The sequence below is a fragment of the Bradyrhizobium sp. NBAIM14 genome (assembly GCF_020193895.1).
Taxonomy (GTDB): domain Bacteria; phylum Pseudomonadota; class Alphaproteobacteria; order Rhizobiales; family Xanthobacteraceae; genus Bradyrhizobium; species Bradyrhizobium yuanmingense.
The window spans coordinates 594778-620715 of sequence record NZ_JADYVQ010000002.1 but is presented as its reverse complement, the minus strand read 5'-3'; the positions used below and the strand labels follow the sequence as shown (position 1 = coordinate 620715).

Annotated in this window: 27 protein-coding genes and 1 pseudogene; 14 read left to right on the top strand and 14 right to left on the bottom strand. The window is 64.8% G+C overall.

Annotation, left to right across the window (positions count from 1 at the left end; all coding sequences use genetic code 11):
- Positions 1 to 9 precede the first annotated feature (9 nt).
- Complete coding sequence (locus tag I6F28_RS08590; protein ID WP_225139698.1) at positions 10 to 6303, bottom strand: HAMP domain-containing protein; 6294 nt, start codon at positions 6301 to 6303, stop codon at positions 10 to 12.
- Positions 6304 to 6587: 284 nt separating this feature from the next.
- Between I6F28_RS08590 and I6F28_RS08585 the strand changes: the two genes are divergently transcribed.
- A complete protein-coding gene (locus I6F28_RS08585; protein ID WP_225139697.1) occupies positions 6588 to 6881 on the top strand; it encodes a hypothetical protein in 294 nt (97 codons plus the stop codon).
- Positions 6882 to 6884: 3 nt separating this feature from the next.
- Here the strand turns inward: I6F28_RS08585 and I6F28_RS08580 are convergent, their stop codons facing one another.
- The gene (locus I6F28_RS08580; RefSeq protein ID WP_225139696.1) at positions 6885 to 7397 is read right to left on the bottom strand and encodes a DUF4142 domain-containing protein; all 513 of its coding nucleotides are present in this window, start codon (positions 7395 to 7397) and stop codon (positions 6885 to 6887) included.
- A gap of 95 nt (positions 7398 to 7492) precedes the next feature.
- Here I6F28_RS08580 and I6F28_RS08575 point away from each other — a divergent pair, with 95 nt between their 5' ends.
- The 3 genes from I6F28_RS08575 (at position 7493) to I6F28_RS08570 (ending at position 8204) form a co-directional block, all read left to right on the top strand.
- Complete coding sequence (locus tag I6F28_RS08575) at positions 7493 to 7687, top strand: hypothetical protein (RefSeq protein ID WP_074447527.1); 195 nt, start codon at positions 7493 to 7495, stop codon at positions 7685 to 7687.
- A gap of 113 nt (positions 7688 to 7800) precedes the next feature.
- Positions 7801 to 7929: a hypothetical protein gene (locus tag I6F28_RS37455; RefSeq protein ID WP_260346296.1), complete on the top strand. Its 129-nt coding sequence runs from the start codon at positions 7801 to 7803 to the stop codon at positions 7927 to 7929.
- 71 nt (positions 7930 to 8000) lie between these two features.
- Complete coding sequence (locus I6F28_RS08570; protein WP_036003938.1) at positions 8001 to 8204, top strand: hypothetical protein; 204 nt, start codon at positions 8001 to 8003, stop codon at positions 8202 to 8204.
- 146 nt (positions 8205 to 8350) lie between these two features.
- Here the strand turns inward: I6F28_RS08570 and I6F28_RS08565 are convergent, their stop codons facing one another.
- Entirely contained in the window at positions 8351 to 8596 is a 246-nt protein-coding gene (locus I6F28_RS08565; RefSeq protein ID WP_036003940.1) for a hypothetical protein, read from the bottom strand.
- A gap of 168 nt (positions 8597 to 8764) precedes the next feature.
- On the opposite strand from I6F28_RS08565, the gene I6F28_RS08560 reads away from it, so the two are divergent.
- Complete coding sequence (locus tag I6F28_RS08560) at positions 8765 to 8932, top strand: hypothetical protein (protein ID WP_193375057.1); 168 nt, start codon at positions 8765 to 8767, stop codon at positions 8930 to 8932.
- Positions 8933 to 9024: 92 nt separating this feature from the next.
- Here the strand turns inward: I6F28_RS08560 and I6F28_RS08555 are convergent, their stop codons facing one another.
- The 6 genes and pseudogenes from I6F28_RS08555 to I6F28_RS08530 all read right to left on the bottom strand — a co-directional run bounded on the left by I6F28_RS08555 (position 9025) and on the right by I6F28_RS08530 (position 13266).
- Positions 9025 to 9513, bottom strand: coding sequence for a DUF3147 family protein (locus I6F28_RS08555; RefSeq protein WP_225139695.1), 489 nt, complete (start codon positions 9511 to 9513; stop codon positions 9025 to 9027).
- Positions 9513 to 9860, bottom strand: coding sequence for a DUF3147 family protein (locus I6F28_RS08550; RefSeq protein WP_036030998.1), 348 nt, complete (start codon positions 9858 to 9860; stop codon positions 9513 to 9515). The genes I6F28_RS08555 and I6F28_RS08550 overlap by 1 nt, the downstream gene beginning before the upstream one ends.
- Positions 9857 to 10442, bottom strand: a pseudogene (locus I6F28_RS08545) (phosphatase PAP2 family protein). Before I6F28_RS08545 ends, I6F28_RS08550 begins: the two are co-directional and overlap by 4 nt.
- Positions 10443 to 10601: 159 nt before the next feature.
- Positions 10602 to 11156, bottom strand: coding sequence for a DUF4142 domain-containing protein (locus tag I6F28_RS08540; RefSeq protein WP_225139694.1), 555 nt, complete (start codon positions 11154 to 11156; stop codon positions 10602 to 10604).
- An 86-nt stretch (positions 11157 to 11242) separates the two neighbouring features.
- Complete coding sequence (locus I6F28_RS08535) at positions 11243 to 11470, bottom strand: hypothetical protein (protein WP_036003954.1); 228 nt, start codon at positions 11468 to 11470, stop codon at positions 11243 to 11245.
- An 8-nt stretch (positions 11471 to 11478) separates the two neighbouring features.
- Positions 11479 to 13266: a thiamine pyrophosphate-requiring protein gene (locus I6F28_RS08530; RefSeq protein ID WP_225139693.1), complete on the bottom strand. Its 1788-nt coding sequence runs from the start codon at positions 13264 to 13266 to the stop codon at positions 11479 to 11481.
- A 145-nt stretch (positions 13267 to 13411) separates the two neighbouring features.
- Between I6F28_RS08530 and I6F28_RS08525 the strand changes: the two genes are divergently transcribed.
- The gene (locus tag I6F28_RS08525; RefSeq protein ID WP_036003959.1) at positions 13412 to 13786 is read left to right on the top strand and encodes a PRC-barrel domain-containing protein; all 375 of its coding nucleotides are present in this window, start codon (positions 13412 to 13414) and stop codon (positions 13784 to 13786) included.
- Between the two features lie 24 nt (positions 13787 to 13810).
- Here I6F28_RS08525 and I6F28_RS08520 read toward each other — a convergent pair whose 3' ends face one another.
- A complete protein-coding gene (locus I6F28_RS08520; RefSeq protein WP_036031008.1) occupies positions 13811 to 14275 on the bottom strand; it encodes a winged helix-turn-helix transcriptional regulator in 465 nt (154 codons plus the stop codon).
- Between the two features lie 173 nt (positions 14276 to 14448).
- Between I6F28_RS08520 and I6F28_RS08515 the strand changes: the two genes are divergently transcribed.
- From I6F28_RS08515 to I6F28_RS08495, 5 genes are all read left to right on the top strand, one after another.
- Entirely contained in the window at positions 14449 to 15186 is a 738-nt protein-coding gene (locus I6F28_RS08515) for an SDR family oxidoreductase (RefSeq protein WP_036003972.1), read from the top strand.
- A 61-nt stretch (positions 15187 to 15247) separates the two neighbouring features.
- Entirely contained in the window at positions 15248 to 16249 is a 1002-nt protein-coding gene (locus I6F28_RS08510) for an NAD(P)H-dependent flavin oxidoreductase (RefSeq protein WP_036031011.1), read from the top strand.
- Between the two features lie 109 nt (positions 16250 to 16358).
- A complete protein-coding gene (locus tag I6F28_RS08505) occupies positions 16359 to 16775 on the top strand; it encodes a hypothetical protein (RefSeq protein ID WP_225127571.1) in 417 nt (138 codons plus the stop codon).
- A 112-nt stretch (positions 16776 to 16887) separates the two neighbouring features.
- On the top strand, positions 16888 to 18453 hold the full coding sequence (locus tag I6F28_RS08500) for an alkaline phosphatase D family protein (protein ID WP_225139692.1): 1566 nt from the start codon (positions 16888 to 16890) through the stop codon (positions 18451 to 18453).
- A 256-nt stretch (positions 18454 to 18709) separates the two neighbouring features.
- The gene (locus I6F28_RS08495) at positions 18710 to 19528 is read left to right on the top strand and encodes an aldo/keto reductase (RefSeq protein WP_225139691.1); all 819 of its coding nucleotides are present in this window, start codon (positions 18710 to 18712) and stop codon (positions 19526 to 19528) included.
- 265 nt (positions 19529 to 19793) lie between these two features.
- Here I6F28_RS08495 and I6F28_RS08490 read toward each other — a convergent pair whose 3' ends face one another.
- Both I6F28_RS08490 and I6F28_RS08485 read right to left on the bottom strand, forming a co-directional pair.
- Positions 19794 to 20036, bottom strand: coding sequence for a hypothetical protein (locus I6F28_RS08490; RefSeq protein ID WP_036031049.1), 243 nt, complete (start codon positions 20034 to 20036; stop codon positions 19794 to 19796).
- A 102-nt stretch (positions 20037 to 20138) separates the two neighbouring features.
- Positions 20139 to 20591 (bottom strand): hypothetical protein, encoded by a 453-nt coding sequence (locus tag I6F28_RS08485; protein WP_074447526.1) that lies wholly within the window; start codon positions 20589 to 20591, stop codon positions 20139 to 20141.
- A gap of 159 nt (positions 20592 to 20750) precedes the next feature.
- On the opposite strand from I6F28_RS08485, the gene I6F28_RS08480 reads away from it, so the two are divergent.
- A complete protein-coding gene (locus I6F28_RS08480; protein WP_036031024.1) occupies positions 20751 to 21023 on the top strand; it encodes a helix-turn-helix domain-containing protein in 273 nt (90 codons plus the stop codon).
- Positions 21024 to 21043: 20 nt separating this feature from the next.
- Here the strand turns inward: I6F28_RS08480 and I6F28_RS08475 are convergent, their stop codons facing one another.
- Entirely contained in the window at positions 21044 to 22276 is a 1233-nt protein-coding gene (locus I6F28_RS08475) for an aminotransferase-like domain-containing protein (RefSeq protein WP_225139690.1), read from the bottom strand.
- A gap of 52 nt (positions 22277 to 22328) precedes the next feature.
- Positions 22329 to 22856, bottom strand: a complete 528-nt coding sequence (locus I6F28_RS08470; RefSeq protein WP_225139689.1) for a DUF3124 domain-containing protein — start codon at positions 22854 to 22856, stop codon at positions 22329 to 22331.
- Between the two features lie 67 nt (positions 22857 to 22923).
- Here I6F28_RS08470 and I6F28_RS08465 point away from each other — a divergent pair, with 67 nt between their 5' ends.
- Together I6F28_RS08465 and ribB are read left to right on the top strand one after the other, a co-directional pair.
- Positions 22924 to 24654, top strand: coding sequence for a cation:proton antiporter (locus I6F28_RS08465; RefSeq protein WP_036004008.1), 1731 nt, complete (start codon positions 22924 to 22926; stop codon positions 24652 to 24654).
- A gap of 190 nt (positions 24655 to 24844) precedes the next feature.
- Positions 24845 to 25921, top strand: coding sequence for a 3,4-dihydroxy-2-butanone-4-phosphate synthase (ribB, locus tag I6F28_RS08460; protein ID WP_036004011.1), 1077 nt, complete (start codon positions 24845 to 24847; stop codon positions 25919 to 25921).
- Positions 25922 to 25938: the final 17 nt, after the last annotated feature.

The window sequence follows — 25938 nt, the reverse complement described above, 5'->3', positions numbered from 1 at the left end:
GGGTCCAACTCAGCGATGCAGCCACATGCGGATCGCAAGCAGCAATTGGTCGGTGTTGACCGGTTTGGCGAGGTAGTCGGACGCGCCGGCTTCGAGGCATTTCTCCCGGTCGCCCTTCATCGCCTTCGCGGTCAACGCGATGATCGGCAGACGGGCGAAGGCCGGGTTCTCGCGGATCACGCCGATGGTCTGATAGCCATCCATCTGCGGCATCATGATGTCCATCAGCACGATCGCGATCTCCGGATTGGATTCGACCAGTGTCACCGCCTCGCTGCCGGTCGTGGCCGTCAGCACCTTCATGCCGCGTCGTTCCAGCACGCTCGAGAGCGCGAAGATATTGCGGGCATCGTCGTCGACGAGCAGGGCGGTCTTGCCGATCAGGTCCTCGTCGGAACTGTTCAGCTTCTCCAGCATGCGCTGCTTCTCGATCGGCAGCTCCGTGATCACGCGGTGCAGGAACAACGCGGTCTCGTCGAGCAGGCGCTCGGGCGATTCCACGCCCTTGACCACGATGCTGCGTGCCATGGTGTGAAGCTCGGCATCCTCCTCGGCGGAAAGCTCGCGGCCGGTGAACACCACGACGGGGATGTTCGACAACGCCTCGTCGTTGCGGATCTGATCGAGCACCTCGAAGCCGCTCATGTCGGGCAGCCTGAGGTCGAGCACCACGCAATCGCAGGGTTGCTCGCGCAACGTCGTGAGCGCACCGGCCCCGGTATCCGTGGCCAGGATCTCGATGTCGTCGTGGTGCAGCAGCTCGCGGATCGAGAGCCGCTCGGCCTCGTTGTCCTCGACGATCAAGAGTCGCTTGCGCCGCGGCCGCGCATATTCCTTGATCTGCGTCAGCGCGGCCGAGACGCCCTCGGTCGTCGTCGGCTTGTTGACGAAGGAGAAGGCGCCGCGCGCCAGCGCATGCTGGCGGTCCTCGTCGAGCGTGATGATCTGAACCGGGATGTGGCGGGTGAGCGGATTGTGCTTGAGCTGGCTCAACACGGTCCAGCCCAGCATGTCGGGCAGGAACACGTCGAGGGAGACGGCCGTCGGCTGGTATTGCTTGGCGAGCTCGAGGGCCTCGGCGCCGCGCGCGGCGACCAGGACCTTGAAGCCCTTGTCGCGGGCCAGATCGACCAGCACGCGGGCATAATGCGGGTCGTCCTCGACGATCAGGAGAATGGTGTCGCCGGGCTCGAGGTTGAGGCGGTCGTCGGGCAGCTGCTCGATAACGCGCTGCTGGTCAGGCGCGGCAGGCTGCAGCGCCGGCGGCTGGCCGTATTGCTGTGACGCCGGCGCCCGCGGCGCGAGGGTCGGGCCGGAATATTTCAAGGGCAGATAAAGCGTGAAGGTCGAGCCCTTGCCCGGCGCGCTGCGCAGGTGGATCTCGCCGCCGAGCAGGCTGGCAAGCTCGCGGCTGATCGCAAGGCCGAGACCGGTGCCGCCATATTTGCGGCTGGTGCCGGCATCGGCCTGCTGGAACGCCTCGAAGATCAGCTTCTGCTTCTCCAGGGGAATGCCGATGCCGGTGTCGGACACTTCGAAGGCGATCACGGCCGGCGCCGAGTTCAGCACCGGATGATCCGACCCCCAGCCGCCGATTGCGCCGGCGACTTTCAGGCGCACTTCGCCGTCGGCGGTGAACTTGAAGGCGTTGGAGAGCAGATTCTTCAGAACCTGTTGCAGCCGCTTGGAGTCGGTCACGATGCTGCGCGGCAGGTTCGGATCGACGTCGATCTTGAACGACAGGTTGCGGTTGTCCGCCTCGTGCCGGAACGGCCGGCCGACGGTCTCGAGCAGGTTCGCGGTCAGGATTTCCTCGGCGTCGACCGTCACGGTGCCGGACTCGATCTTGGAGAGATCGAGAATGTCGCTGATGAGGTTGAGCAGGTCGGTGCCGGCACCATGGATGGTGCGGGCGAACTCGACCTGCTTGGCCGAGAGGTTGCCATCGGGATTGTCGCTGAGCTGCTGTCCGAGGATCAGGATCGAGTTCAGCGGCGTACGCAGCTCGTGGCTCATATTGGCGAGGAATTCGGACTTGTACTTCGACGTCAGCGCGAGCTCGGTCGCCTTCTCCTCGAGCGCGCGGCGGGCCTGCTCGATTTCCTGGTTCTTGCGTTCGACCTCGACGTTGCGCTCGGCGAGCTGCTGCGCCTTCTGCTCGAGCTGGTCGTTGGTCTGCTGCAATTCGCGCTGCTGGGTCTGCAGCTCGCCGGCGAGCTGCTGCGACTGCTTGAGCAGGCCTTCGGTCTGCATCGTGGCTTCGATCGAATTGAGCACGATGCCGATGGAGTCGGTGAGCTGCTCCAGGAACGTCATCTGCGAGGTCGTGAAGGAGACCAGCGAGGCGAGCTCGATCACGGCCTTGACCTGGCCTTCGAACAGGACCGGGAGCACGACGAGGTTCTTCGGGGCGACGCGGAACAGCGCCGAGTTGATCGGCACCACGTCCGAGGGAATGTCGGAGACGACGCGCGGCCGCTTGTCGAAGGCGCATTGGCCGATCAGGCCTTCGCCGAACTGCAGCACCGGCTGATAGGGGTAGACGCCGTCGCTGGCGTAGGAGGCGAGCAGCAGGAGCTGGGGATCGTTCTCGTTCTCGACCTGGTAGATCACGCCCGTATGGGCGTTCACCAGCGGCGACAATTCGGTGAGCAGCAATCGGCCGACCGTGGTGAGATCGCGCTGTCCCTGGAGCATGTTGGTGAACTTGGCGAGGTTGGTCTTGAGCCAGTCCTGCTCGGTATTCACGTCCGTCGTGAGACGGAGGTTGGTGATCATCGTGTTGATGTTGTCCTTCAGCTCCGCCACTTCGCCGCGGGCGTCGACCTGGATCGACCGCGTCAGGTCGCCCTTGGTCACCGCAGTTGCGACTTCCGCGATCGCGCGCACCTGCGAGGTCAGGTTGGCCGCGAGCAGGTTGACGTTGCCGGTGAGATCCTTCCAGGTGCCGGCAGCGCCGGGCACGTTGGCCTGGCCGCCGAGCCGGCCTTCGACGCCGACCTCGCGCGCCACCGACGTCACCTGATCGGCGAAGGTCGCGAGCGTCTCGGTCATGTTGTTGATGGTGTCGGCGAGCGCCGCGACCTCGCCCTTCGACTTCACCGTGAGGTTCTGCTTCAGATCGCCGTTGGCGACCGCGGTCACCACCTTGACGATGCCGCGCACCTGCTCGGTCAGGTTCGCCGCCATGAAGTTGACGGTGTCGGTGAGATCCTTCCAGGTGCCGGCGACGCCGGGCACCTGGGCCTGGCCGCCCAGCTTTCCTTCCGTGCCCACCTCGCGTGCGACGCGCGTCACTTCGCCGGCGAAGGCGTTGAGCTGGTCCACCATGGTGTTGATGGTGTTCTTCAGCTCCAGGATTTCGCCCTTCACATCCACGGTGATCTTGCGCGAGAGGTCGCCGCGCGCGACCGCCGTGGTGACTTCGGCGATGTTGCGGACCTGGGTGGTGAGGTTCGCAGCCAACAGGTTGACGTTGTCCGTGAGATCCTTCCAGGTGCCGCCGACGCCGGGCACCACGGCCTGACCGCCGAGCCGGCCCTCGGTGCCGACCTCGCGCGCCACGCGCGTGACTTCGGCGGCGAAGGAGCGGAGCTGCTCGACCATGGTGTTCAGCGTGTCCTTCAGGAGAAGGATCTCGCCGCGTACGTCCACCGTGATCTTCTTCGACAGGTCGCCGCCGGCGATCGCGGTTGCGACCTCGGCGATGTTGCGGACCTGCGCCGTCAGGTTGGAGGCCATGAAGTTGACGTTGTCGGTGAGGTCCTTCCAGGTGCCGGCGACGCCGGGCACCTCGGCCTGGCCGCCGAGCTTGCCTTCGGTGCCGACCTCTCGCGCCACGCGCGTGACTTCGCCGGCAAAGCCGTTGAGCTGGTCCACCATGGTGTTGATGGTGTTCTTCAGCTCGAGGATTTCGCCCTTCACGTCGACGGTGATCTTGCGCGAGAGGTCGCCGCGCGCCACCGCGGTCGTCACCTCGGCGATGTTGCGGACCTGGGCGGTGAGGTTACCCGCCATCGAGTTGACGCTGTCGGTGAGATCCTTCCAGGTGCCGGCGACGCCGGGCACGTTGGCCTGACCGCCGAGGCGGCCTTCGGTGCCGACCTCGCGCGCCACGCGCGTCACCTCGCCCGCGAAGCGGTTGAGCTGGTCGACCATGGTGTTCAGCGTGTCCTTGAGCTGAAGGATCTCGCCGCGCACGTCCACGGTGATCTTGCGCGACAGGTCGCCGCCGGCGATGGCGGTGGCAACTTCCGCGATGTTGCGGACCTGCGCGGTGAGGTTGCCCGCCATCGAGTTCACGGAGTCGGTCAGGTCCTTCCACGTGCCGGCGACGCCGGGCACGTCGGCCTGGCCGCCGAGCTTGCCGTCGGTGCCGACCTCGCGCGCCACGCGCGTGACTTCGCCGGCGAAGGCGTTGAGCTGGTCGACCATGGTGTTGAGCGTTTCCTTCAGCTGAAGGATTTCGCCCGAGACGTTCACCGTGATCTTCTTGGACAAGTCGCCCTTCGCCACCGCGGTTGCGACCTCGGCGATGTTGCGGACCTGGCCGGTGAGGTTCGAGGCCATCGAGTTGACGCTGTCGGTGAGGTCCTTCCACGTGCCGCCGACGCCGCGCACCACCGCCTGACCGCCGAGCTTGCCTTCGGTGCCGACCTCGCGCGCCACGCGCGTGACTTCGCCGGCGAAGGCGTTGAGCTGGTCCACCATCGTGTTGATGGTGTCCTTCAACTCGAGGATCTCGCCGCGCACGTCCACGGTGATCTTCTTCGAGAGGTCGCCGCCGGCGACCGCGGTGGTCACCTCGGCGATGTTGCGGACCTGCGCGGTCAGGTTCGAGGCCATCGAGTTGACGCTCTCGGTGAGGTCCTTCCAGGTGCCGGCGACGCCGAGCACGTTGGCCTGGCCGCCGAGCCGGCCCTCGGTGCCGACCTCGCGGGCGACGCGCGTCACTTCGCCGGCGAAGGCGTTGAGCTGGTCGACCATGGTGTTGAGCGTTTCCTTCAGCTGAAGGATCTCGCCCGAGACGTTCACCGTGATCTTCTTCGACAAGTCACCGCTCGCGATGGCGGTCGCGACGTCGGCGATGTTGCGGACCTGCGCGGTCAGGTTGGAGGCCATGAAGTTGACGTTGTCGGTGAGGTCCTTCCAGGTGCCGGCGACGCCCGGCACCTGGGCCTGGCCGCCGAGCTTGCCCTCGGTGCCCACCTCGCGCGCGACGCGCGTGACTTCCGAGGCGAACGAGTTGAGCTGGTCCACCATGGTGTTGATGGTGTCCTTCAGCTCCAGGATCTCGCCGCGCACGTCCACGGTGATCTTGCGCGAGAGGTCGCCGCGCGCCACGGCGGTGGTGACGTTGGCGATGTTGCGGACCTGTGCGGTCAGGTTGCCGCACATCGCGTTGACGGAGTCGGTCAGGTCCTTCCAGGTGCCGGCGACGCCGGGCACGATGGCCTGGCCGCCGAGCTTGCCGTCGGTGCCGACCTCGCGCGCCACGCGCGTCACTTCGGAGGCGAAGGAGCGCAGCTGGTCCACCATCGTATTGATGGCTTCCTTGAGCTGGAGGATCTCGCCGCGGACGTCGACCGTGATCTTCTTGGAGAGGTCGCCGTTGGCGACCGCGATCGTCACCTCGGCGATGTTGCGAACCTGGTTGGTCAGGTTGTTCGCCATCGAGTTGACGCTCTCGGTGAGGTCCTTCCAGACGCCGGTCACCTCCGGCACCTGGGCCTGGCCGCCGAGCTTGCCTTCGGTGCCGACCTCGCGCGCCACGCGCGTCACCTCCGAGGTGAACACGCCGAGCTGCTTGATCATGGTGTTGACGATCGTCGCCGACTGCAAGAACTCGCCGCGGAGCGGACGGCCATCGACGTCGAGCTTGACGGTCTGAAGCAGGTCGCCTTGCGCCACAGCGGCGACCGCACGCGTCACCTCGCGGGTCGGCCACAACAGGTCGTCGATCAGCGTGTTGACGGAGCCTTCCATGTCGGCCCAGGAGCCGGAGGCGAGGCCGAATTTCACGCGCTGGCGGGTCTTGCCTTCGCGTCCCACCACCTGGCCCACCAGCTCGAGCTGCTGTGCCATGCGCTGGTTCGCGGCGATAATTTCGTTAAAAGTGTCGGCGATCTTGCCGTCGATACCGAGATAGTCGCCGCTCATGCGCACCGAAAAGTCACCGCTGCGCATCGCTTGGAGGGCGAGCAGCAGTTCCGCTCGGGAATCTGACTCGGACGTACCGTTGATTTTTGGCTTTGGGACGCGACGACCGGAGCGTGATGCAGTTCCGGAATCGAGGTCGCTCATACTGTTTCCCCCGCAGGCGTCGGCCGAATCTGAGGCAAGACGCGTTCGACGAAATAAGAGCGTCAGCCAAATTCGAAATCAAGCGCCAACGTACGGCGCCAGGAATTGGAACCCGCTTTGCTCAGCCCAAGCACACTAACGGCGGTCCGGCCGGTTTGGTTCCATGGCCTCAGAAGGAAAAAGGCCCGCAAGTGCGGGTTGTCCACGCGTCCGTCGTCCGCAGCCCTCCTTCGGAACGGAGCGCCGAGCCTGACGGTTAGCCAGCGCAGACAGGGAGAACGGACATGAAGGCAGCAATTTTCGCCATCGCCATCACGGCGCTTGCCGCGGGGTCGGCTCTGGCGCAGGGCGGTGCGCCAAGTGGGCGCGGCTCGGTGACGGGCGACCCCGCCGCAAGCTCCGCCAACCCGCAGGCGGACACGCCGACCACCGGAGCGGCCACCCGCTCGAATCCAAGCGGAAGCGGCACGTCCTCGTCCGGCGGCAAGGACGACAACGGCGATGCGGGTCGCGACAAGATGCCGGAGAGCGACCGCACCGTGCGGCCGCAGAGCCAGCAACGTCCGAGCGACAAGTAGAGGTTATTTGTCCGCCATGGTGCGCTCGGCGTCCCTGACCTGCGCGCGCAGCAGCGGCAGTTGTTCGCGCGCGAACGCTGCGAGCGCCGCATTGTCGGGTGCCGTCAGATAGCGTTCGAGCAGGCTGATGATCGACTCATACTCGGGAATCTGCGCGGCATAGAAGCTTCTGACATAGGCCGGACCATCCGACATTTCGGGCTCGACGAGGCTCGCGCTCGAGGATGTTGCCCTGCCGAGCTGCAGTTCGGCGCCGATCGCCTGCTGGACCTCTTTCAGCCGCTTGTCGCGCTTAGCCGCTTCCTCGGCGCGCAGGGCGGCGAGGTTCTTGACCTCGGCGTTGCCCTTGAGGTCGGTGTTCTCGAGCAGCCCCTGTTGAAACCGGCTGAAATTGTAGGCACCGCTGATCACCTCGATCGCGGAGGGCGCCCGTGCGCCGGGCTTTCGTTCGCCAAGGCTGTCGGCAAGCGCCGAGGCGCTGATCAATGCCAGAATGATTGCGGCGACAACTCGCATCGATCTTCAATGACGAACCGCATGCGAAAGTTCCCCGACCATTACGATCCGGTAAGCGGGTTGCGGCGCAAGAGTTCCGTCCCCACGTCCTCTAGATGAAACAGTCTGACGTCTTCAGAGACAACGCCGACAATTGTCTTCAGCTTGCCGAGCGCGCTGACGGACAGCCCGCCCATAAGCGCTATTCGCGCATGGCCGACGCCTGGACGGCACTCGCCAACGAGCAGGATTGGCTCGACGGCGAAATTTCGCCCGTTCCCGTCCATGCAGCTCCAAAGCGGAACGGGTGAGCTCGTCTTCAAGAATCTGCATGTGAGACCGCTCACGGAAGGCGCACAACTGATTTGGGATCATCCGGGAACGTCGATCGCGGAGATTTCCAATTGCAGAAGGAGGTTTGGCGATGGCTCCGCGTCTGGCTCTTCTCTCCCTCATTCTCGCCTTTGGCGTCTCCGTCGCGTTCGCGACGGTGACCACGGTGCGACAGGTGCATCTCGAGAGCGCATCTCCCGTCCACGCCGTGCGCAGCTGATTGCCGCAGCGGAACATTTGACGCCGCTATGCGTAAGCGCTCCGACACATCAGCAGAAGCGAGAGCGCATCATGGCCCATTCCGACCAAGGCATCGTCAAGGACAAGCGGGGGGAGGTGCAGCCCCGCGACAAGGAACGTGCGCAATCCGTGCACAAGGCGGATCCGAAAGGCTCCCCCTCGCGTGAAGCGACGCGCGATCCCAAGCTGAACGACAACATCAAGACGCCGGGTTCCGGCGCCATGCCGGACGGCTCGAGCGACGCCACGGGCTAGCTCTCACCAGGAACGAATTTCCGCGGGAAGTGTCGACGGATTGCTTCCGGCAGTCATGCCCCCGGTGCGCCGGAAGCAATCTCCAAGGACGGCCCTGGCACCCACCGTGCCGGGGTCGTTTGCTTTTGGTGGGGGCTTTCCGTGCGTCATTCGGCGCCGCTCTCCGGATCCCCCTGAGTATGTCCTTCAGGCCCGCGGCCGAATACGCCGAAGCTGCTTGACTTCACGCCCGCAGCGGCATCGACGCCCACAGCGGCCAGTCCGAACTTCAGGAGTTCGCGGACTGCTGCTGCCCGCGTCGGCATGCGGTGCTTGAACCGGAAATCGTCAATGGCGGCCAACTCTTCCGGCGAGAGCATGACCTGAAGGCGCTCGGCGCGAAGGTCGTTCATGGCGATCACGCAAATTGAGTAGGTTGAGTAGCTTACTCAACGAACCAACTTGATGAGAGTTCCGTGAAAGCCGACGAAGTCTGCAAGTGAATAGGAAATCCAATAAAATCAATAATTTATTGAAACGCATGCCGCCGTAAGGCATTGTTCCCGTAAGGGAGAGAGACCATGACCGACGAAGTCAGGTTACCTCGCAAGCTTTCCGAAGAACGTGCAGCGCCCGAGCCGGTGCGGCCAAGCCAGCAGAAGATCATCGACGAGGTCGAGCGCTGGGCCAACAGCCCGGGCCTCCAGCCGCCGCAATCGCAGCCTTCGACGGGAGCGAAAGCGAGCTAGGGCATGATCCGGAAAAGTGTGAAGCGGTTTTCCGCAAAGATCATGCGTAAACAACAATCTAAAGCGCGATGACGTCCAAATCTCATCGCGCTTTAAGGCTTTGCGAAGCGAGAGCCCGTTGCCGACGGCGAATGGCCTGATCGGCGCGATTTGTGGGAGACATTGCGAAGCTTGCGCCTGAGCCACCAGGCCGACACGGACACGATGGCCCAGACCGTCAGCGCGGCGAAAAAAGCGAGCGCGACGCTTGCCCCGACGATCAAATGGAAGATAGCGGCGAACGCGGCGAGGCCGATGCTGCCGAGCGCGGCGCCGGCAGCATCGAGCGCCGCGGCCTTCTGTCCGCGACGCCGCCCGCTCAGGCCGGCCTTCTCCTTGGCGTGACGCTCGTGGCTTTCGATCAGCGTCGCGCTGGCGCAGAAGATGGCCGGAAGAGCAAGAAAGAGCCCGCCGACGGACGGGCCGAACTTCGAGCCGATAACGCCCGCCAGCACCGTCGCACCGCCGCCGAGCACGAAGCGAATGGCGTACTCGTACCACCGCGTCTGTTTCAGCGCCGATGTCGATAGCTTCACCAGCATCAGGCGGCACCTCCCAGGCCGGCGAGCAGGCCGAAGGCGACAACGAGCCATGCGGCAAAGGCGAGGATCGTGGCTGGAAGCGCGCCGAAACGGAACCTCATCAGGAGGTGGCAGACGACGACGCTGTAGCAGGCGAGCGCGACGGCGCCATAGATCATCGTCCAGCTCTGGGCCGCAGCATATTGCGGGCCGTGCTGGACCACTGCGATGGCGAGGGTGGCAAGCGCCACCGACGGTGCGGCGCCGAGCAGCCCGGCAAAGCTCTTCGGCCGCAGCATGTCACCGAGGATCGCGAAGACGGATACGATCAGGCCGCCGGCGACGAAGCGCACGAGATATTCAGTCATGGCTGTCCCCCGGCCTTGCGCTGCCGCTGCCGTGACTTCGCCATCGTGAACGGCCGGAACAGGCGCTCGACAACGATGCCCAGCATGAAACCTGCCACGACATCGCTGGCCCAGTGCGCGAGCAGCGCGACGCGCGTCAGGGACAGCGCCACCGCAAAGGAGCGCGCCAGGTTGCGCGGGACCGGCGGCAACAGGCCTGCGGCCGAGGCAAGGGCGCCCATATGCACGGCGTGACCTGAGGGAAATGCATCGTGCGCGCGTCCCGAAAAGGGAACACCGCGCCCATGGCCGCTCACCGTCAGCCGGTCGGGCCTCGTCTGATCGAACACGGATTTCAAGACATGCGGTAACACGGCCGTCGCCAGCGAACACGATCAGGACATGATCAGCAACGGGGCGCTGCTGCGGGTGCCGGAAGCGGGTGTAGAGCCATCCTGCTGCCGCGAGCGCAACCAGGACATGCTCGTCGGCGCCCCAGGTCATGGCCTGGGCGGCATGCTCGAGCCCCGAGTTGGTATTGTGCGCGATCTCGTTGGCGATCGCCGTATCGATCCGGGTGGGTTTGACTGTTACAAGGGCCATCGGTCCGTCGGCGACTGTTCCTCCGTGACAGTTTTGTAAAGCCTGGAAACAAAGAAGGTTCCTGGCTCAACCGGCAGGCACCGCCCAGCGGCAGCGCGATGACGTTCTCATCGCGCGCGAGAAGGGACGCCGGCAGGGCCGGCATCCCTCAGCAATGCGTTACTTGTTGGATTGGCCGACGCTCGGCGCCCGGCCGAGGTTCTTGGCCATCTCGAGGTGGTGCTTCAACGCCGGGAGCGTCTTGCCGGCCCAATCCTTGAGCTCGGCATTGTCGCCGCCCTTGGCGTAGCGCTCGAACAGCGACACGGCATCTTCATGCGCGCTGACCTGATAGGAATTGTAGTCCGAGCTGAAATCCCTGCCGCTCGCATTCTTGAGCTTGTCGATCTTGCTCTGATGCGAGCTGTCGAGCGCCGTCGGCAGCTTGGCCTGCACCTTGCCATTGCCGACCAGTCCCTTGAGCTCGTTGCTCGTCTGGGTGTGATCGGTGATCATCTGCTGCGCGAAGGCTTTCTCTTCCGCGTTGCCCTTCTGCTGGGCGAGCTTGCTCGATTCGATCTCAAACATGTCGCTGATCGCGACCTGCGTCACGAAGTCCGCGGTCGCAGGCGCAACGCCGAGCGCCGAATTCACGCCGGTCTTTTCGCCCAGCGACTGGGCGAGGGCAGGGCCTGCGAGAATCATGCAGGCAAGAGCGATGATTGTGCGTTTCATGGTCAAATCCTTCCGAAAAGGTCGCGTGGCCGCTTGCCGGCGACGTGCGGCGACCAACACGCCGCCGGGGCCGAGGTTCCTAACGGCTAATCCGCGCGATTCCGTCCGGTGCGCGGATTGATGGGATCTGTCGGCTTGCGTCGAAGCCGTTCGGGCAGGAACGGTTCGGCCGCCGTGGCGGTCGCGTCGGCCCGTACGTCCGCGTGGTGCTGCGCCTGCTCGTGGGAGGTGGGGTTGTCACTGATCCGGCGCTTGACGTCGAGACCGTCGACCGGATCGTTGACGCCGTGCCGGATGTCGCGGAAATCACTCATGGCTCGCCTCATTGCTTTCCTGGCAGGATCGATTCCAGCACCTGCCGCGCTGCTCCCTTGATCATCCCGCTCTCGTTCGGGTCGCCCTTCATCAGGGCGAGCGAGAAGTTCTTCGCCTGCTGCAAGGTGATGTGCGGCGGCAGCGGCGGCACCTCGGGATCGGTTTTCACTTCCAGCACGACGGGCATCTCGCTTGTCAGCGCCTGTTCCCAGGCCGAGCCGAGCAGCTGTGGGCTGTCGACGAAGATGCCGCGCAGGCCGACGAGCTCGGCGAAGCGCGAATAGGAGACGTCGGGAATGCGCTGTGACGCCTCGAACTTGGGATCACCGTTGATGATGCGTTGCTCCCAGGTGACCTGGTTGAGGTCCTCGTTGTTGAAGACGCAGACGATGAAGCGCGGGTCGTTCCAGTCGCGCCAGTACTTCGCCGCGGTGATCAGCTCGGCCATGTTGTTCATCTGCATGGCGCCGTCGCCGACGAGTGCAATCACGGGGCGGTCTGGATGGGCGTATTTGGCCGCGAGCGCGTAAGGCACCGCAGCGCCCATCGAGGCGAGCCCGCCGGAGAGCGAGGCCGTCATGCCGCGCCGCATCTTCAGGTCGCGGGCGAACCAGTTGGCGCAGGAGCCGGAATCGCTGGTGATGATGGCGCGGTCGGGCAGGCGCGGCGACAATTCCCAGGCGACGAGCTGCGGATTGACTGGCGCGGCGGGCTGATGCGCGCGGCCATCCAAAGTCTTCCACCACGTCGTAACGTCGTCCTGAATGCCCTGGCGCCAGGCGCCGTCGCTCTTGGGCTTCAGCCGCGGCAGCAATGCGCGCAGCGTCTCGGCGGCATCTCCGATGAGGCCGACTTCCATGGGAAAGCGGATCGACATCATGCCGGCGTCGATGTCGATCTGCACGCCACGCGCGCTGCCTTCCTTCGGCAGGAATTCGGCGTAAGGAAAGGCCGAGCCCACCATCAGCAGCGTGTCGCATTCCATCATCATGTTGTAGCTGGGCTCGGTGCCGAGCAGGCCGATCGAGCCGGTGACCCATGGCAGGTCGTCGGGCAGCGCGGCCTTGCCGAGCAGCGCCTTGGCGCAGCCGGCCGACAATCGGTCGGCGACCGCGATGACTTCGTCGGTTGCACCGAGCGCTCCGGCGCCGACGAGCATTGCGACCTTCTTGCCGGCATTGAGGATCTCCGCGGCGCGGTCGAGATCGGCATCACGAGGGACGACTTTAGGTGGGCTGTACCCGACGCCGGAATGCAGCGTGCCGTGCGCACGGGGCGGGTCCTCGTAATTCTCCTCCTGCAAGTCGTTGGGCAAGATGATGACGGTGGGAGTCCGCCGCGCCAGTGCGATCCGCACCGACCGATCAATCAGGTGCCGCACCTGCGCAGGCGAGGAGGCCTGCATGACATAGGCGCCGGCGACGTCCTTGAACATCGAGAGGAGGTCGAGTTCCTGCTGATTTTGACCGCCGAGGGCGTTGCGCGACTGCTGGCCGACGATCGCCAGCACCGGCTGGTGATCGAGCAGCGCATCGTACAGCCCGGTGACGAGATGCGAGGCGCCGGGACCGGAGGTCGCAATGCAGACGCCGAGCTGACCTGAGAATTTTGCGTAGGCGGTTGCCATGAATGCCGCCATTTCCTCGTGCCGCGCCTGCACGAAGCCGATGTTGCCGCCCGCCCGGTTCATCGCACCGAACACGCCGTTGATGCCGTCGCCCGGATAGCCAAAGATGTGGCGCACGCCCCATTGGTGCAGGCGCTGAATGATGAAGTCGGAGACGGTCTGGGACATTGCGGGCGGCTTTCTCTGTTGCGGCCTCGATAGCCTCAGAGAACCGGTTCTTTGTGGCGATGTTCCCAAGCATTTCCGGAACACGCGCCGGAACGATCACGCACCCCGTTCGGTTGATTCACAAATAGCCGAGTGGAGAATAACGATGCTCAATCAGAGCGAACTGGACCGTAACGAGATGGGCCGGCTGATCGGAAGCGACAAGGTCGAGGGAACCGCGGTCTACGGTGCTGATCGCAACAAGATCGGTTCAATCGAACGGGTCATGATCGACAAGATCAGCGGCAAGGTCTCATATGCGGTGCTTGGTTTCGGCGGCTTTCTCGGCCTCGGCAATGATCACTATCCGTTGCCCTGGCAGTCGCTGAAGTACGACACCGAGCTCGGCGGTTACGTGACTGCGATCACCGCCAAGGATCTCGAAGGCGCGCCGAAATACGGTGAGAAGACCGACTGGAACTGGAGCGACGACGCCGCCGTGCGCGGCATCAACTCCTATTACGGTGTTCCCTTCGCTTGAGCTTTGAGAGGCGCGGCGCCTCACTCACTCCGCCGCTTCTCTCCGCCCCGGGCCCGCATGCACATGCACCTGCTTGGCATGCAGCACCTCGCCGCATTCCGAGCACACCATTACGGGATCGAACAGCTTGCCGCAGCTCTTGTGCTCGTGCAGCAGCGGGCGGCCGCGCTCGTCGCCCATATGGGCGTCGCCCCAATGCACCATCGCCATGATGATCGGGTAGAGGTCGAGCCCCTTCTGGGTGAGGATGTATTCGTAACGCTTCGGTGCTTCGGAATAGGGGACGCGGCGCAGGATGCCGAAGCGGACCAGCTTCTTCAGCCGCTCCGAGAGCAGATGGCGTGTGATCTGCAGCGAGGACTGAAACGCCTCGAACCGCCGTACCCGCAGGAAGCACTCGCGCAGGATCAGCAGCGTCCAGCGGTCGCCAATCGCGGCGACGGTGCGCGCGAGCGAGCAGGGCTCTTCCTCCAGCGTGTCCCATTTCATGATGCGGTTCCTGCAAGTCGTCAGTCTGAAAAAGGAACTAAGTTGATCGATCAGAGAGATTTTCACTAGAAGCTAACATTCAGCCGCTCAGTTTGACAGTTCTATTTTTGAACTATAGCCTCCGGCACATAAATGCCGCGCGCTCGCAGCGCGGCCCATGGGAGGAGGCGGTCTTGTCCAAGCGAAACGCCACTGCGGCCGTCATCGGAGCCGGCGATTTCATCGGCGCCGAGATCGCCAAGAAGTTTGCCGCCGAAGGGTTCTCGATTTTCGCCGGCCGCCGCAATGGCGATAAGCTGGCGCCGCTGGTGCAAGAGATCGAAGCCGCCGGCGGCGAGATCCACGCCCGCTCACTCGACGCGCGGAAGGAAGACGAGGTCATCGCCTTCCTCAACGACGCCGACAAGCATGCACCGCTCGAAGTCTGCATCTTCAACGTCGGCGCCAACGTCAATTTCCCGATCCTCGACACCACCGAGCGCGTGTTTCGGAAAGTGTGGGAGATGGCCTGCTATTCCGGCTTCCTCGCGGGCCGTGAGGCGGCGCGGCTGATGCTGCCGCGCGGCGGCGGCAACATCTTTTTCACGGGTGCGACTGCAAGCCTGCGCGGCGGCAGCGGGTATGCCGCCTTCGCCAGCGCCAAGTTCGGCCTGCGCGCGGTCGCGCAGGCGATGGCGCGCGAGCTCGGGCCGAAGAACATCCACGTCGCCCATCTCATCATCGATTCCGGCGTGGACACCGAATGGGTGCGCCAGCGCCGGCTCGAGGCGCTCGGGCCGAATGCGCTCGATAATCCCGATCTCCTGATGCCGCCGTCATCGGTCGCGAGCGCCTATTGGCAGCTCTACCAGCAGCCGAAGAGCGCCTGGACCTTCGAGATGGAGATCCGCCCCTTCGGAGAGAAATGGTGACCGCCGCGAGAAAGTCCGGCTAGACTGAGCTCAACATCAAGCAAAACCGGGAGGACCTTCAGTGAAGACCGCGATCACCGAACTGTTCGGCATCGAGCACCCGATCATCCAGGGCGGCATGCATTTCGTCGGCTTCGCCGAGCTGGCCGCTGCCGTCTCCAATGCCGGCGGGCTCGGCATCATCACCGGTCTCACGCAGAAGACACCCGAGCTGCTCGCCAAGGAGATCGCGCGCTGCCGCGACATGACGGACAAGCCGTTCGGCGTCAACCTCACCTTCCTGCCGGCCTTCTCGGCGCCGCCTTATCCGGAATATATCGCGGCCATCGTCGAGGGCGGCATCAAGGCGGTGGAGACCGCGGGCCGCAGCCCGGAAGCCTACATGCCGGCGCTGAAGGCCGCCGGCATCAAGGTGATTCACAAATGCACATCGGTGCGCCACTCGCTGAAGGCCGAGCGCATCGGCTGCGACGCCGTCAGCGTCGACGGCTTTGAGTGCGGCGGCCATCCCGGCGAGGACGACATTCCCAACATGATCCTGCTGCCGCGTGCGGCGGAAGAGCTGAAGATCCCGTTCGTCGCCTCCGGCGGCATGGCCGATGGGCGCAGCCTGGTCGCGGCGCTCTCGCTGGGCGCGGCCGGTATGAACATGGGCACGCGCTTCATCGCCACCAAGGAAGCGCCGGTGCACCAGAACGTCAAGAACGCGCTGGTCGCAGCCACCGAGCTCGACACCCGCCTGATCATGCGGGCGTTGCGCAATACCGAGCGCGTCCTGAAGAACGCCAATGTCGACCGCCTGCTCGAGATCGAGCGCGAAAAGGGCGCCAAGCTCACGATCGACGACATCCACGACCAGGTCGCGGGCGTCTATCCCAAGATCATGCTGGACGGCCAGATGGATGCCGGCGCCTGGAGCTGCGGCATGGTCGCGGGCCTGATCCACGACATCCCGTCCTGCAAGGAGCTGATCGATCGCATCATGGGCGAGGCTGAAACCATCATCCGCAGCCGCCTGCTGGGGTTCCTGGACGGGACGGACGCTGCGCGAAAGGTCGCCTGACACCGTCAAACTTCTTAACCACGGCGGCATCTGACCGCTGGAATTACGCGCGGCGCCTCCTAGATAGGGGTAAATTGCCCCTTTCATAAATCGATTTCAGGAGGCGTCCGTGGTCCTGAAAAGCGTTCCCTTCGCAATTGCCTTCGCCCTCGTGGTCGCAGGGGCCGGTGTTGCGCGCGCCGACGACTACAAGCCCGGCGAATATCTTGGTCTCGATCTCTCCAAGGCGGTGCTGTCGCCGAAACGTCTCGGGCCGGAGACGCACTTCGCGCCGGTCGCGCTCGAAGCGCGTGGCGCGAACGAAGCGCAGGCGCGTGCTGAGCCGGTCGATGTGCCGAAGAAGGTTGCCGCCGAACGTGTTCGTGTGGCCGAGCCGAAGAGCGCGCATGCCAGAAGCGCACCGTCGCGCGGGGCGGCCCGCGCCAAGCTAGCACGCCGCGGCAACCCGCTCGATGCGCAGGCGATGGACACCCGCATCCAGACCTGGCCATGCCGCTCTGGCGGCATTTGCAACTGGAAGCGGTGATCACAGCCGTCATCCCCGCGTCGCAAAACCGTAGGCGCGGAGTCAAGAAACCGTAAGCTGGCAGTCAAGGAGCGCAGGCACCTTCCGTCGCGATTCGACGAAGGTCTCCTGAATGGCAACGCTCCGCGCCTCGGGCGCCTGGACCCGGCGGCAGTTCCTGGTCCGCTCCGCCTCCGGTCTCGCCATCGCCTCGCTCGCGAAGCCTCATGTGAGCCGCGCCGCCGATCGACCGCAGATCACAGGCGGCATCCAGTCCGGCGACGTCTCCGGCGGCTCCGCGGTGATCTGGGCGCGCGCCGACCGTCCCGCGCGGATGCAGGTGGAATGCTCCACGGTCGAGAGCTTCAAGACCGTCATCGCCTCGGCCTCGGGCGATGCGCTGCCCGCTGCCGATCTCACTGCAAAACTCCTGCTGGCGGATCTGCCGCCCGGGCAGGACATCTTCTACCGCGTCCGCTTCGACGACATCGCCACCGGACTCGTCGGCGAAAGCCGCGTCGGCCATTTCCGCACCGCGCCGGCAGCGCGCCAGTCGATCTCGTTTCTGTGGTCCGGTGACACCGCGGGCCAGGGCTGGGGCATCGACGTCTCCCGCGGCGGCTATCGCAGCTATCGCACCATGCTCGATAACAAATCGGATTTCTTCATCCACTGTGGCGATCACATCTATGCGGACTGCACGATCCCTTCCGAACAGAAGCTTCCGAACGGCGAGACCTGGCGCAACCTCGTCACCGAAGAGAAGTCGGAGGTGGCGCACACCCTGGCGCAGTTCCGCGGCAACTACAAATACAACCATCTCGACGAACACTTTCGCGCCTTCCATGCGCAGGTGCCCATGTTCGCGCAATGGGACGATCACGAGGTGACCAACGACTGGTCGCCGATCGGGACCTATGACGAGTCCGGACACGAGGACGACGGCACCCCGCGCCTGGTCGCGCGAGCCCGCCGGGCCTTCTTCGACTTCATGCCAATCCGCGACATCGGCGCGCGGCACGGCCGCGTCTATCGCAAGATCGCCTATGGCCCGCTGCTCGACGTCTTCATGATCGACATGCGCAGCTACCGCGACGAGAGCTGGAACAAGGGCGATGATCACCGCGGCTGGATCCTGGGCGCCGAGCAGCTCGCCTGGCTCAAGCGCGAGCTCGCCGCTTCGCGCGCGACCTGGAAGGTGATCGCGGCCGACTTGCCGATTGGCCTGATCAGCCTGGATGCCGTTGCGCTCGGCGATGGGCCGCCCGACCGGCGTGAGCACGAGATCGCCGATCTGCTCGCATTCATCACGCGCGCCGGTATCCGCAACATCGTCTGGCTCACCGCCGACATGCATTACACCGCCGCGCACTACTACGATCCGAACAAGGCGCAATTTAAGGATTTCGAGCCGTTCTGGGAGTTCGTCTCCGGCCCGCTGCATGCCGGCAGCTGGGGACCGGGCGAGCTCGACGACACCTTCGGCCCGGTCGCGATGTACCAGCATGGCTGCAGCGCTGCGCAAGGCGAGAATCTCGCGCCCTGCTTCGGCTTGCAGTTCTTCGGGCGGGTCGACATCGATGGCCACAGCGGCGTGATGACGGTGACCCTGAAGGACGTCGACAATCGCGACCTCTGGTCGGTCGACATCGTGCCGCAGCCGCAGGTGCAACCCGCGGTCGTGGCGCAGCATTGGTGAGGTTGCGGCGCGCCAGTCGTCATGCCCGGGCTTGTCCGGGGCATCCACGTTCTTCGTGCCGCGTGGCAATGCGTGGATGACCGGGACAAGCCGGCCATGACGATGGAGAGGCATTGCTAACCCGATCTTGATTGGCCGCTGTGCTCCTCCCGCGCTAGGGTGAGGGGTCCCGCCACTTCTTTTCCATCACCGAAAAGTCTGCTCACGCGGCATCGCCGCGCGATCCGGTGGGCTGAATTGCTCAGGAGCCTGTTGCATGGATCATCTGAAAACCCAGGGCATCAGCATGCCCAAGCTCGGCCTCGGCACCTTCCGCATGCAGGGCGATGCCTGCCGTGCCGCGGTCGAGAGCGCGATTTCGATCGGCTATCGCCACATCGACACGGCCGAGATGTACGCCAACGAGGAGGCGATCGGTGCGGCCATCGCCGCGTCCGGCGTGCCGCGCGGCGAGCTGCACGTCACCACGAAAGTCTGGCACGAGAACCTCAACCGCGATGCAATCCGCCGCGCTTTCGACGCCAGCCTTAGGAAGCTCCAGCTCCACCATGTTGACCTCTATCTCGTGCATTGGCCGTCGAAGGCCGCGAACTGGGGGGCGGTGTTCGAAACGCTGATGACGCTCAAGGAGGAGGGGCGCACGCGCGCCATCGGCGTTGCCAATTTCACCACCGCGCTGCTCAAGATCGCGGTGGAGGAGATCAGGGCGCCGATCGCCTGCAACCAGGTCGAATATCACGCCATGCTCGATCAATCGAAGGTGCTGGCCTATCTCCAGCCGCTGTCGATTCCGCTGGTTGCCTATTGTCCGCTGGCGCAAGGGCGTTTCGCGAGCGATCCGGTGCTGGCCGACATCGGCGCCCGGCACAATGCCACCGCCGCGCAGGTCGCGTTGAAATGGCTGCTCGACCAGGACGGCGTCGCCGCGATCCCCAAGGCCTCGCGTCGCGAGAGCCAGCAGGCCAATCTCGACGCGCTGAAGATCACGCTCGACGATGTCGACCGCGAGAAGATCGCGGCGCTGGCGAAGGACAGACGCTGCGTCAGTCCGGGCTTTGCGCCGGCTTGGGATTAGGCGCTCTTAACCCTCTCCCCCTGTGGGAGAGGGCGGCTCGCCGCAAAGCGGCGAGACGGGTGAGGGGTCCTCTCCGCGCATGAGTCTTTCACTTTCGGACTTGCTGACGCAACCCCGCATCCGGCGCAATAGCCGATGCGCATTATCGGCGTTCTCAAGAACGGCGGCCGAAGGCCGCCTATGCCACCTTCTCCCACAAGGGAAGAAGGAAAAGAACACAATAGAAATAGCCCCGTGAGGGGCCATTTCCTTGTCGCGTTGCGCATTAGTCCCAGTGGTGATGGCGATGGCTGCGCTTGATCACAACGACCTTGTCGCCGCGATGGTGGCGATGCCAGCCATGATGACGATGTCCGCGGAATTCGGCGCGGGCGCCGTACGGGCCGTGGTGATGATGATGATGATAACCGCCGCTGCGCTTGATCACCACCGTCTCCGCACTTGCGAGCGTTGGCGCCGCGATCACGAGCGCACCGAGAGCCGCAACCACATAACCAAGCTTCTTCATGATGTCCTCCTCCAAACGAATGCACATCTAAACCGCAGATTTGCGCGAACGTTCCGGAGGAGCGGGAAGAGAATTCTGAACGGATGTTCAGACGAAGGCGTGCTAGTCGCAGCGCTGCTGCGCGGGCGTCGGCGCACCGCTGGCGACGTATTTGCCGTTCCTGATCGTGTACTCGCCGCGCTCGCTGCGATTGTAGATCGCGCGCAGGCTGCCGTCCTTCTGCAACAGCAACCCGAACTCGCGGGCCTGATGCAGCGAGGGGAAGTACACCATGACATTGAGCAGGCCCTCGGCATTGACCGTGGCGGACACCACCTCGTTCTCGTCCCTGGCCTCGCCGAAATCGCGCCGGTACATCACACGGCCGTCTTTCCGGATTTCGTAAGTCAAGCGCGCGCCCTGGTCGCGGTCGGGCCTACCCGAGCAATCGACCGCCCAGGAGCCGAGCAGGCCCCATTGCTCCACGGTCACGGCCAGCGTCTCGGCACCAGCCGTGGGGGTGAACGCGACCCACAGCACCGCAGCCGCGATCCAGCGGCCCGAACAACGCATCATGTCCTGAAAAACCCCGCCTCGAACAATTCCAAAGTTTAGCATCCCGCGCGCGGCCCTGCCACGGCGGCTGCCGATCGCCCGCGAATTTGATCCGCGTCAATGAGGCGGGGCGGTTCGAAGATAAGATGGCGTTTCCCGAAGGCGAACGTGGATAGAGCAATGCTGAATCAAGTCATGGATTTTGCGGGCGAAGTACTGCCGGGGAGCTGTGCCGTACCGCCTTATTCCGAGGCCGCGTTTCTGAGCGAGCTGGGCGATCGGTTGCGGTCCTCACGCATGCGCTGCGATCTGTCGCGCCGGGAGCTCGCCCGGCGCTCGGGGATTTCCGAGCGCTACATCGCCCAGATCGAGGCCGGCAAAGGCAACGTCTCCATCGTCCTGTTGCTGCGGCTGGCTTCCGCGATTCACGGCAGTCAGCCACAGGCGGCGTGAGGAGACGTCCGGACTGGGCCTCAGGCTCGCTTCTCCACATTGGCGCTGCGGGCGGGCACGCCAAACTCCTTGCGGCAGACTTCGGCTAGCACGGCGACGCCATCGCGGATCTGCTGGTGCGTGGGGCTGGCAAAGCACAGCCGCAGCCGCGAGGTGGAATGGCCCTTGCTGGTCGACCATTCCGGCCCCGGATTGATCGAGACGCCGGCGGCGAGCGCGGCCTGATACAGCTTCAGCGTATCGACCTGGTCGGGCAGCTTCACCCAGAGGAAGATGCCGCCCTTGGGCTCCTCGAACTCAGCGGCGGTCCCGAACTGCTCGTTGAGCGCTTCCATGAGCGTGTCGAGCTTGGTGCGCAGCGCCTTGGTCAGGGCCGGCACGTGAGTTGAAAAATGCGGCTTGCAATAGGTGGCGAGCACCATCTGCTCCAGCGCACCGGAGCCAGCATCCGTCTTCAGCGACAGCATCCGCGACATCACCTCCCAGGGCGCCACGACGAAGCCGACGCGCAGCGCCGGCGCGATCGACTTGGAGAACGAGCCGATATGGATCACGCCGCCGCTCTCGCTCATCGCGTAGATCGCGGGCGGCCGCTGCCCCGACCAGATGAGGTCGGCATAGCAATCGTCCTCGAAGATCGGCACGCCATATTCGGTCGCGAGCCGCACCAGCTCGGTGCGGCGGCTCTCGGGCATGATACTGCCGGTCGGATTCTGCACCGTCGGGATCGTGTAGATGTATTTCGGCCGGATGCCGCGGCGCTTCAGGTCGGCCAGCGCGGAGGCCAGCAGATCCATGCGCATGCCGTCCTGGTCGAGGGGAATGCCGACGACGTTGACGCCGAGCCGCGCCAGCCGTGTCAGGGAGCCCTGATAGCTCTCCTGCTCGAAAATCACGGTGTCGCCGCGCGTCAGTAGGGTGGCGTTGACGAGGTCGAGCGCCTGCAGCGAGCCGGAGACGATCAGGAGGTCGTCGACCGTGCAGCTGATGCCGGCGTCGCGCTTGAGTTTCGTCACCAGGAATTCGCGCAACGGCAGGTAGCCCTGCGGACCATGCGCCAGACCGTAGGTGGCGAGCGAGCGGCCCTCGCGCCGCAGCACCGTGTCGGCCGCTTCGATCAGCTCGTCGAGCGGCACCTGTTCGGAATCGTTGTTGCCGCCGACGAAGCTGTATTTGGCAAGGCCCGTCCAACGCGCAGACGGGGCCGGCAGCCCTGCTGGAAACAGGGGCGCGAAATCGAAGCTGGACGTCATGGGAGCGTTCCTCGTTTTGTTCTTGTTGAGCGTCGGCTTTGCACCGGCCGCCTTACTTCTTGCCGGCCGTCCTGGTCGGACGGCCCTGACTGATGAAAGCGTAATGCGCGTTGGCGATGCCGCCAACCATTAAGGCTTCGACCACGGGTTCTGCGATCTCGCCCGTGGCGGCCCAGTCGACCAGAAAATTGGCGCCGGTCCCGCCGCGCACGTCGTCGGTCGGAATGAAGATCGAGACGGTGGCGAGCGGCCTCAACGCCACCGGCGTCTTCAGATAGCTCTCGACCTGCTTGCCTGCGGTGTCGAAATAGGCGATGCGTTTGATGACCAGCGGCTGGGTCTCGGAGGCGTTGTGTACGCTCAGCGTCACCGAGAAGTCGACACGCAGCTTGCCCTGGCTCATCGCGACGCTGGAATAGGCGGGCACGTAGAAACCGCCGGATACGGCGAGGTCCTCCTTCAGCGGCGTGGTGAGCGAATCGGCAAAGTTTTGTTCGATACTGACCTTGGATTGCGCGGCGGCGGGCACGGCAAAGGCGAGGGGAGCGAGCAGCATGGCTGCGAAGAGCCCATTCCGCATGTGACGAATTGCTCGCTTGTCGCACCGCAACCCACCTCTAGGGTGCGGCAAAACGGACCAATTTGGCATGCATGAGCTCATTCGCGATATCACACTCTCTATTCTGTTCGCCTGGATGCTGGGGCTTCTCGCCCATTTCTCCCGGCAACCGCTGATCCTGGCCTACCTTATCGCCGGCTTCTGCATAGGTCCATTCGGCGCCGGCTGGGTCCATTCGCAGGAATCGATCAGCGTCATCTCCGAGCTTGGCCTGATCTTCATGCTGTTCATGATCGGGCTCGAGATCGATCTGAAGAAGATCGTTCGGGCCGGGCGGGTGATCCTGTTCGCGGCGGGCAGCCAGCTGCTGGGCGGCTGTCTGCTCGGGCTTCTGTTCTTCGTCGGCATCGGCCTGTCGCTCGGCGGTGGGCATTTCGATGCGGTCTATCTCTGCGTCGCCTGCGCGCTGTCGAGCACGGTCATCATCGTCAAGGTGCTCTACGAGAAGCGCGAGCTCGATACGCTGCCGGGCCGCATCACGCTCGGCGTGCTGGTGCTCCAGGACATCTTTGCCATCCTGTTCCTGGCGGTGCAGCCGAGTCTCGCCAATCTGCAGGTCAGCGTCATCCTGCTCTCGATCGGCCGCGTCGCGGTGCTGGTCACGGCCGCGCTTCTGGTCAGCCGCTACGTGCTGCCGCGCGTCTTCCACCAGATCGCCCGGCGGCCCGAGCTGATCCTGCTCGGTGCGCTCGCCTGGTGCTTTCTCGTCGCCGAGACCGCCTATCAACTGTCGCTGTCGCGCGAGATGGGTGCGCTGATCGCCGGCGTCTCGCTCTCGACCTTCCCCTATGCGCTCGATGTCACCGCCAAGGTCACCACGCTGCGCGACTTCTTCATCACGCTGTTCTTCGTCGCGCTCGGCATGACCATTCCCGTGCCCGGCCTCTCGGTGATCAGCCTCGCCTTGATGATCGCGGCGTTCACGGTGGTGAGCCGCCTCGTCACCACCTTCACCCCGCTCTATCTGATGAAGCAGGGCCTGCGCGCCAGCCTGTTGCCGGCGCTCAACCTCGCGCAAATCTCCGAGTTCTCGCTGGTCGTGATCCAGACCGGCGTCGCGGACCGCCACATCGCAGCCGAGACGGCGAATGCGGCTTCGTTCGCCTTCGTGGTGCTGGCGGTGCTCTCGACCTTCGTGATGACCCGCAGCGACGAGATCACCCGCTGGGCGATCGGCCCCTTGAAGCGGATCGGCCTGCGCGATCTCGACCATGGCAACGGCCATGCCGAGGAGGGCCACGGGGGCGGCCATGGCGAGGCCCGCCGCATCGTCATCCTCGGCTTTTTCCGTGCGGCGAGTGCGCTGCTGGCCGAGATCGAACGGCAGGCACCGGTGCTGCTGGAGCAGATCACCGTGGTCGATTTCAACCCCAATGTGTACCAGACCCTGCTTTCACGTGGTCTGCACGTGATCTATGGCGACATCAGCAGCGCCGACACGCTGCTCCATGCCGGCGTCGGCAAGTCCGAGATGATCATCCTCAGCGTGCCGGATTCGCTGCTGAAGGGCGCCACCAACGAGAAGCTGGTCCGTCACGTCCGCGCGCTCAATCCGACCGCCCTGATCGTCGCCACGGCCGACCTGTTGGCCGACGTCGGCGCGCTCTACGAGGCCGGCGCCAGCTACGTCACCGTGACCCGGCTCAGCGATGCACATGAGCTGTTTACTGTGATCGAAGCCGCCCAGGCCGGCCTGCTCGCGGACAAGCGCGCCGAGCTCGATCAGCGCCTCGGCGAGCGCCGCGAGGTGCTGCCCTGACAGCGTAGGGCCGCCTTCCTTGCCCGCCTTCCTTGCGGGCAATCTGCGCCTATATCGCTGGTATGCCCGGTGCAAGCCTGAAACCCATCCGGCCGGCCCGCCCTCGGGCATATGTGGTTGCGCTGGGGAGACTAGCGCCCCGACCCAAGTCCGGCTAAGCCTCCCGGCCATAACCGATAGAGATTGGGAAATGCCCGATAGCGTTCAGGAAGTCTTGCAGGCCTTTGCTCGGGGTGAGCTCGTGGTCGTCACCGACGACGAGGACCGCGAGGGCGAGGGCGATCTGATCGTCGCCGCCTCGCTGTGCACCGCCGAGAAGATGGCCTTCATCATCCGCCATACCTCCGGCATCGTCTGTGCGCCTGTGACGACCGAGGACGCGCGCCGGCTGCGGCTCGATCCGATGGTCGCCCACAACGATTCCGCGCACACCACCGCGTTCACGGTCTCGATCGACTACAAGCCCGACGGCGGCACCGGCATCTCCGCCGAGGAGCGCGCCTCGTGCTGCCGCGCGCTCGCCAATCCCAATGTCGGCGCCAACGACTTCGCCCGGCCCGGCCACATCTTCCCGCTGATCGCCAAGGACGGCGGCGTGCTGCTTCGCTCCGGCCACACCGAGGCCGCGGTCGACCTCTGCAAGCTTTCCGGCCTGCCGCCGGTCGGCGTCATCAGCGAGCTCATGAACGACGACGGCAGCGTGATGAAGGGCGAGCAGGTCGCGCAATTCGCGGTCAGGCACAAGCTCAAGCACGTCACCATCGCGGACATGATCGCCTACCGCCAGGCGCGCGAGAAGCTGATCGAGCGGGTCTCGACCTTCGTCACCGACAGCCCGATCGGTCCCTTGCAGGGCTATGCCTACCGCTCGCCGTTCGATTCCATCGCCCACGTCGCCTTCGTCTATAACGGGGTCGGCGACGGCAAGAACGTGCTGACGCGCTTTCACAAGCCGAACATCGTCAAGGACACCTTCACCGGCCACAAGCGCATGGCCGCCGTGCTCGAGCATTTCAAGAAGACCGGCCGCGGCGTGCTGGTCTACCTGCGCGACGGCGCGGCCGGCGTGCCCGTTTCGCCGCTGCCGGACGAGACGTCGACGGAGGCCGACCGCAACCGCCAGTGGCGCGAGGTCGGCGTCGGCGCGCAGATCCTGCGCGACCTCGGCGTGACTTCGATCCGGCATCTCACCTCGTCGGTGCACGACTACAAGGGCCTATCGGGCTTCGGCATCGAGATCGTCGCCAACGAGCAGCTCGAAAGCTGACACGCATTGTCTTTCTC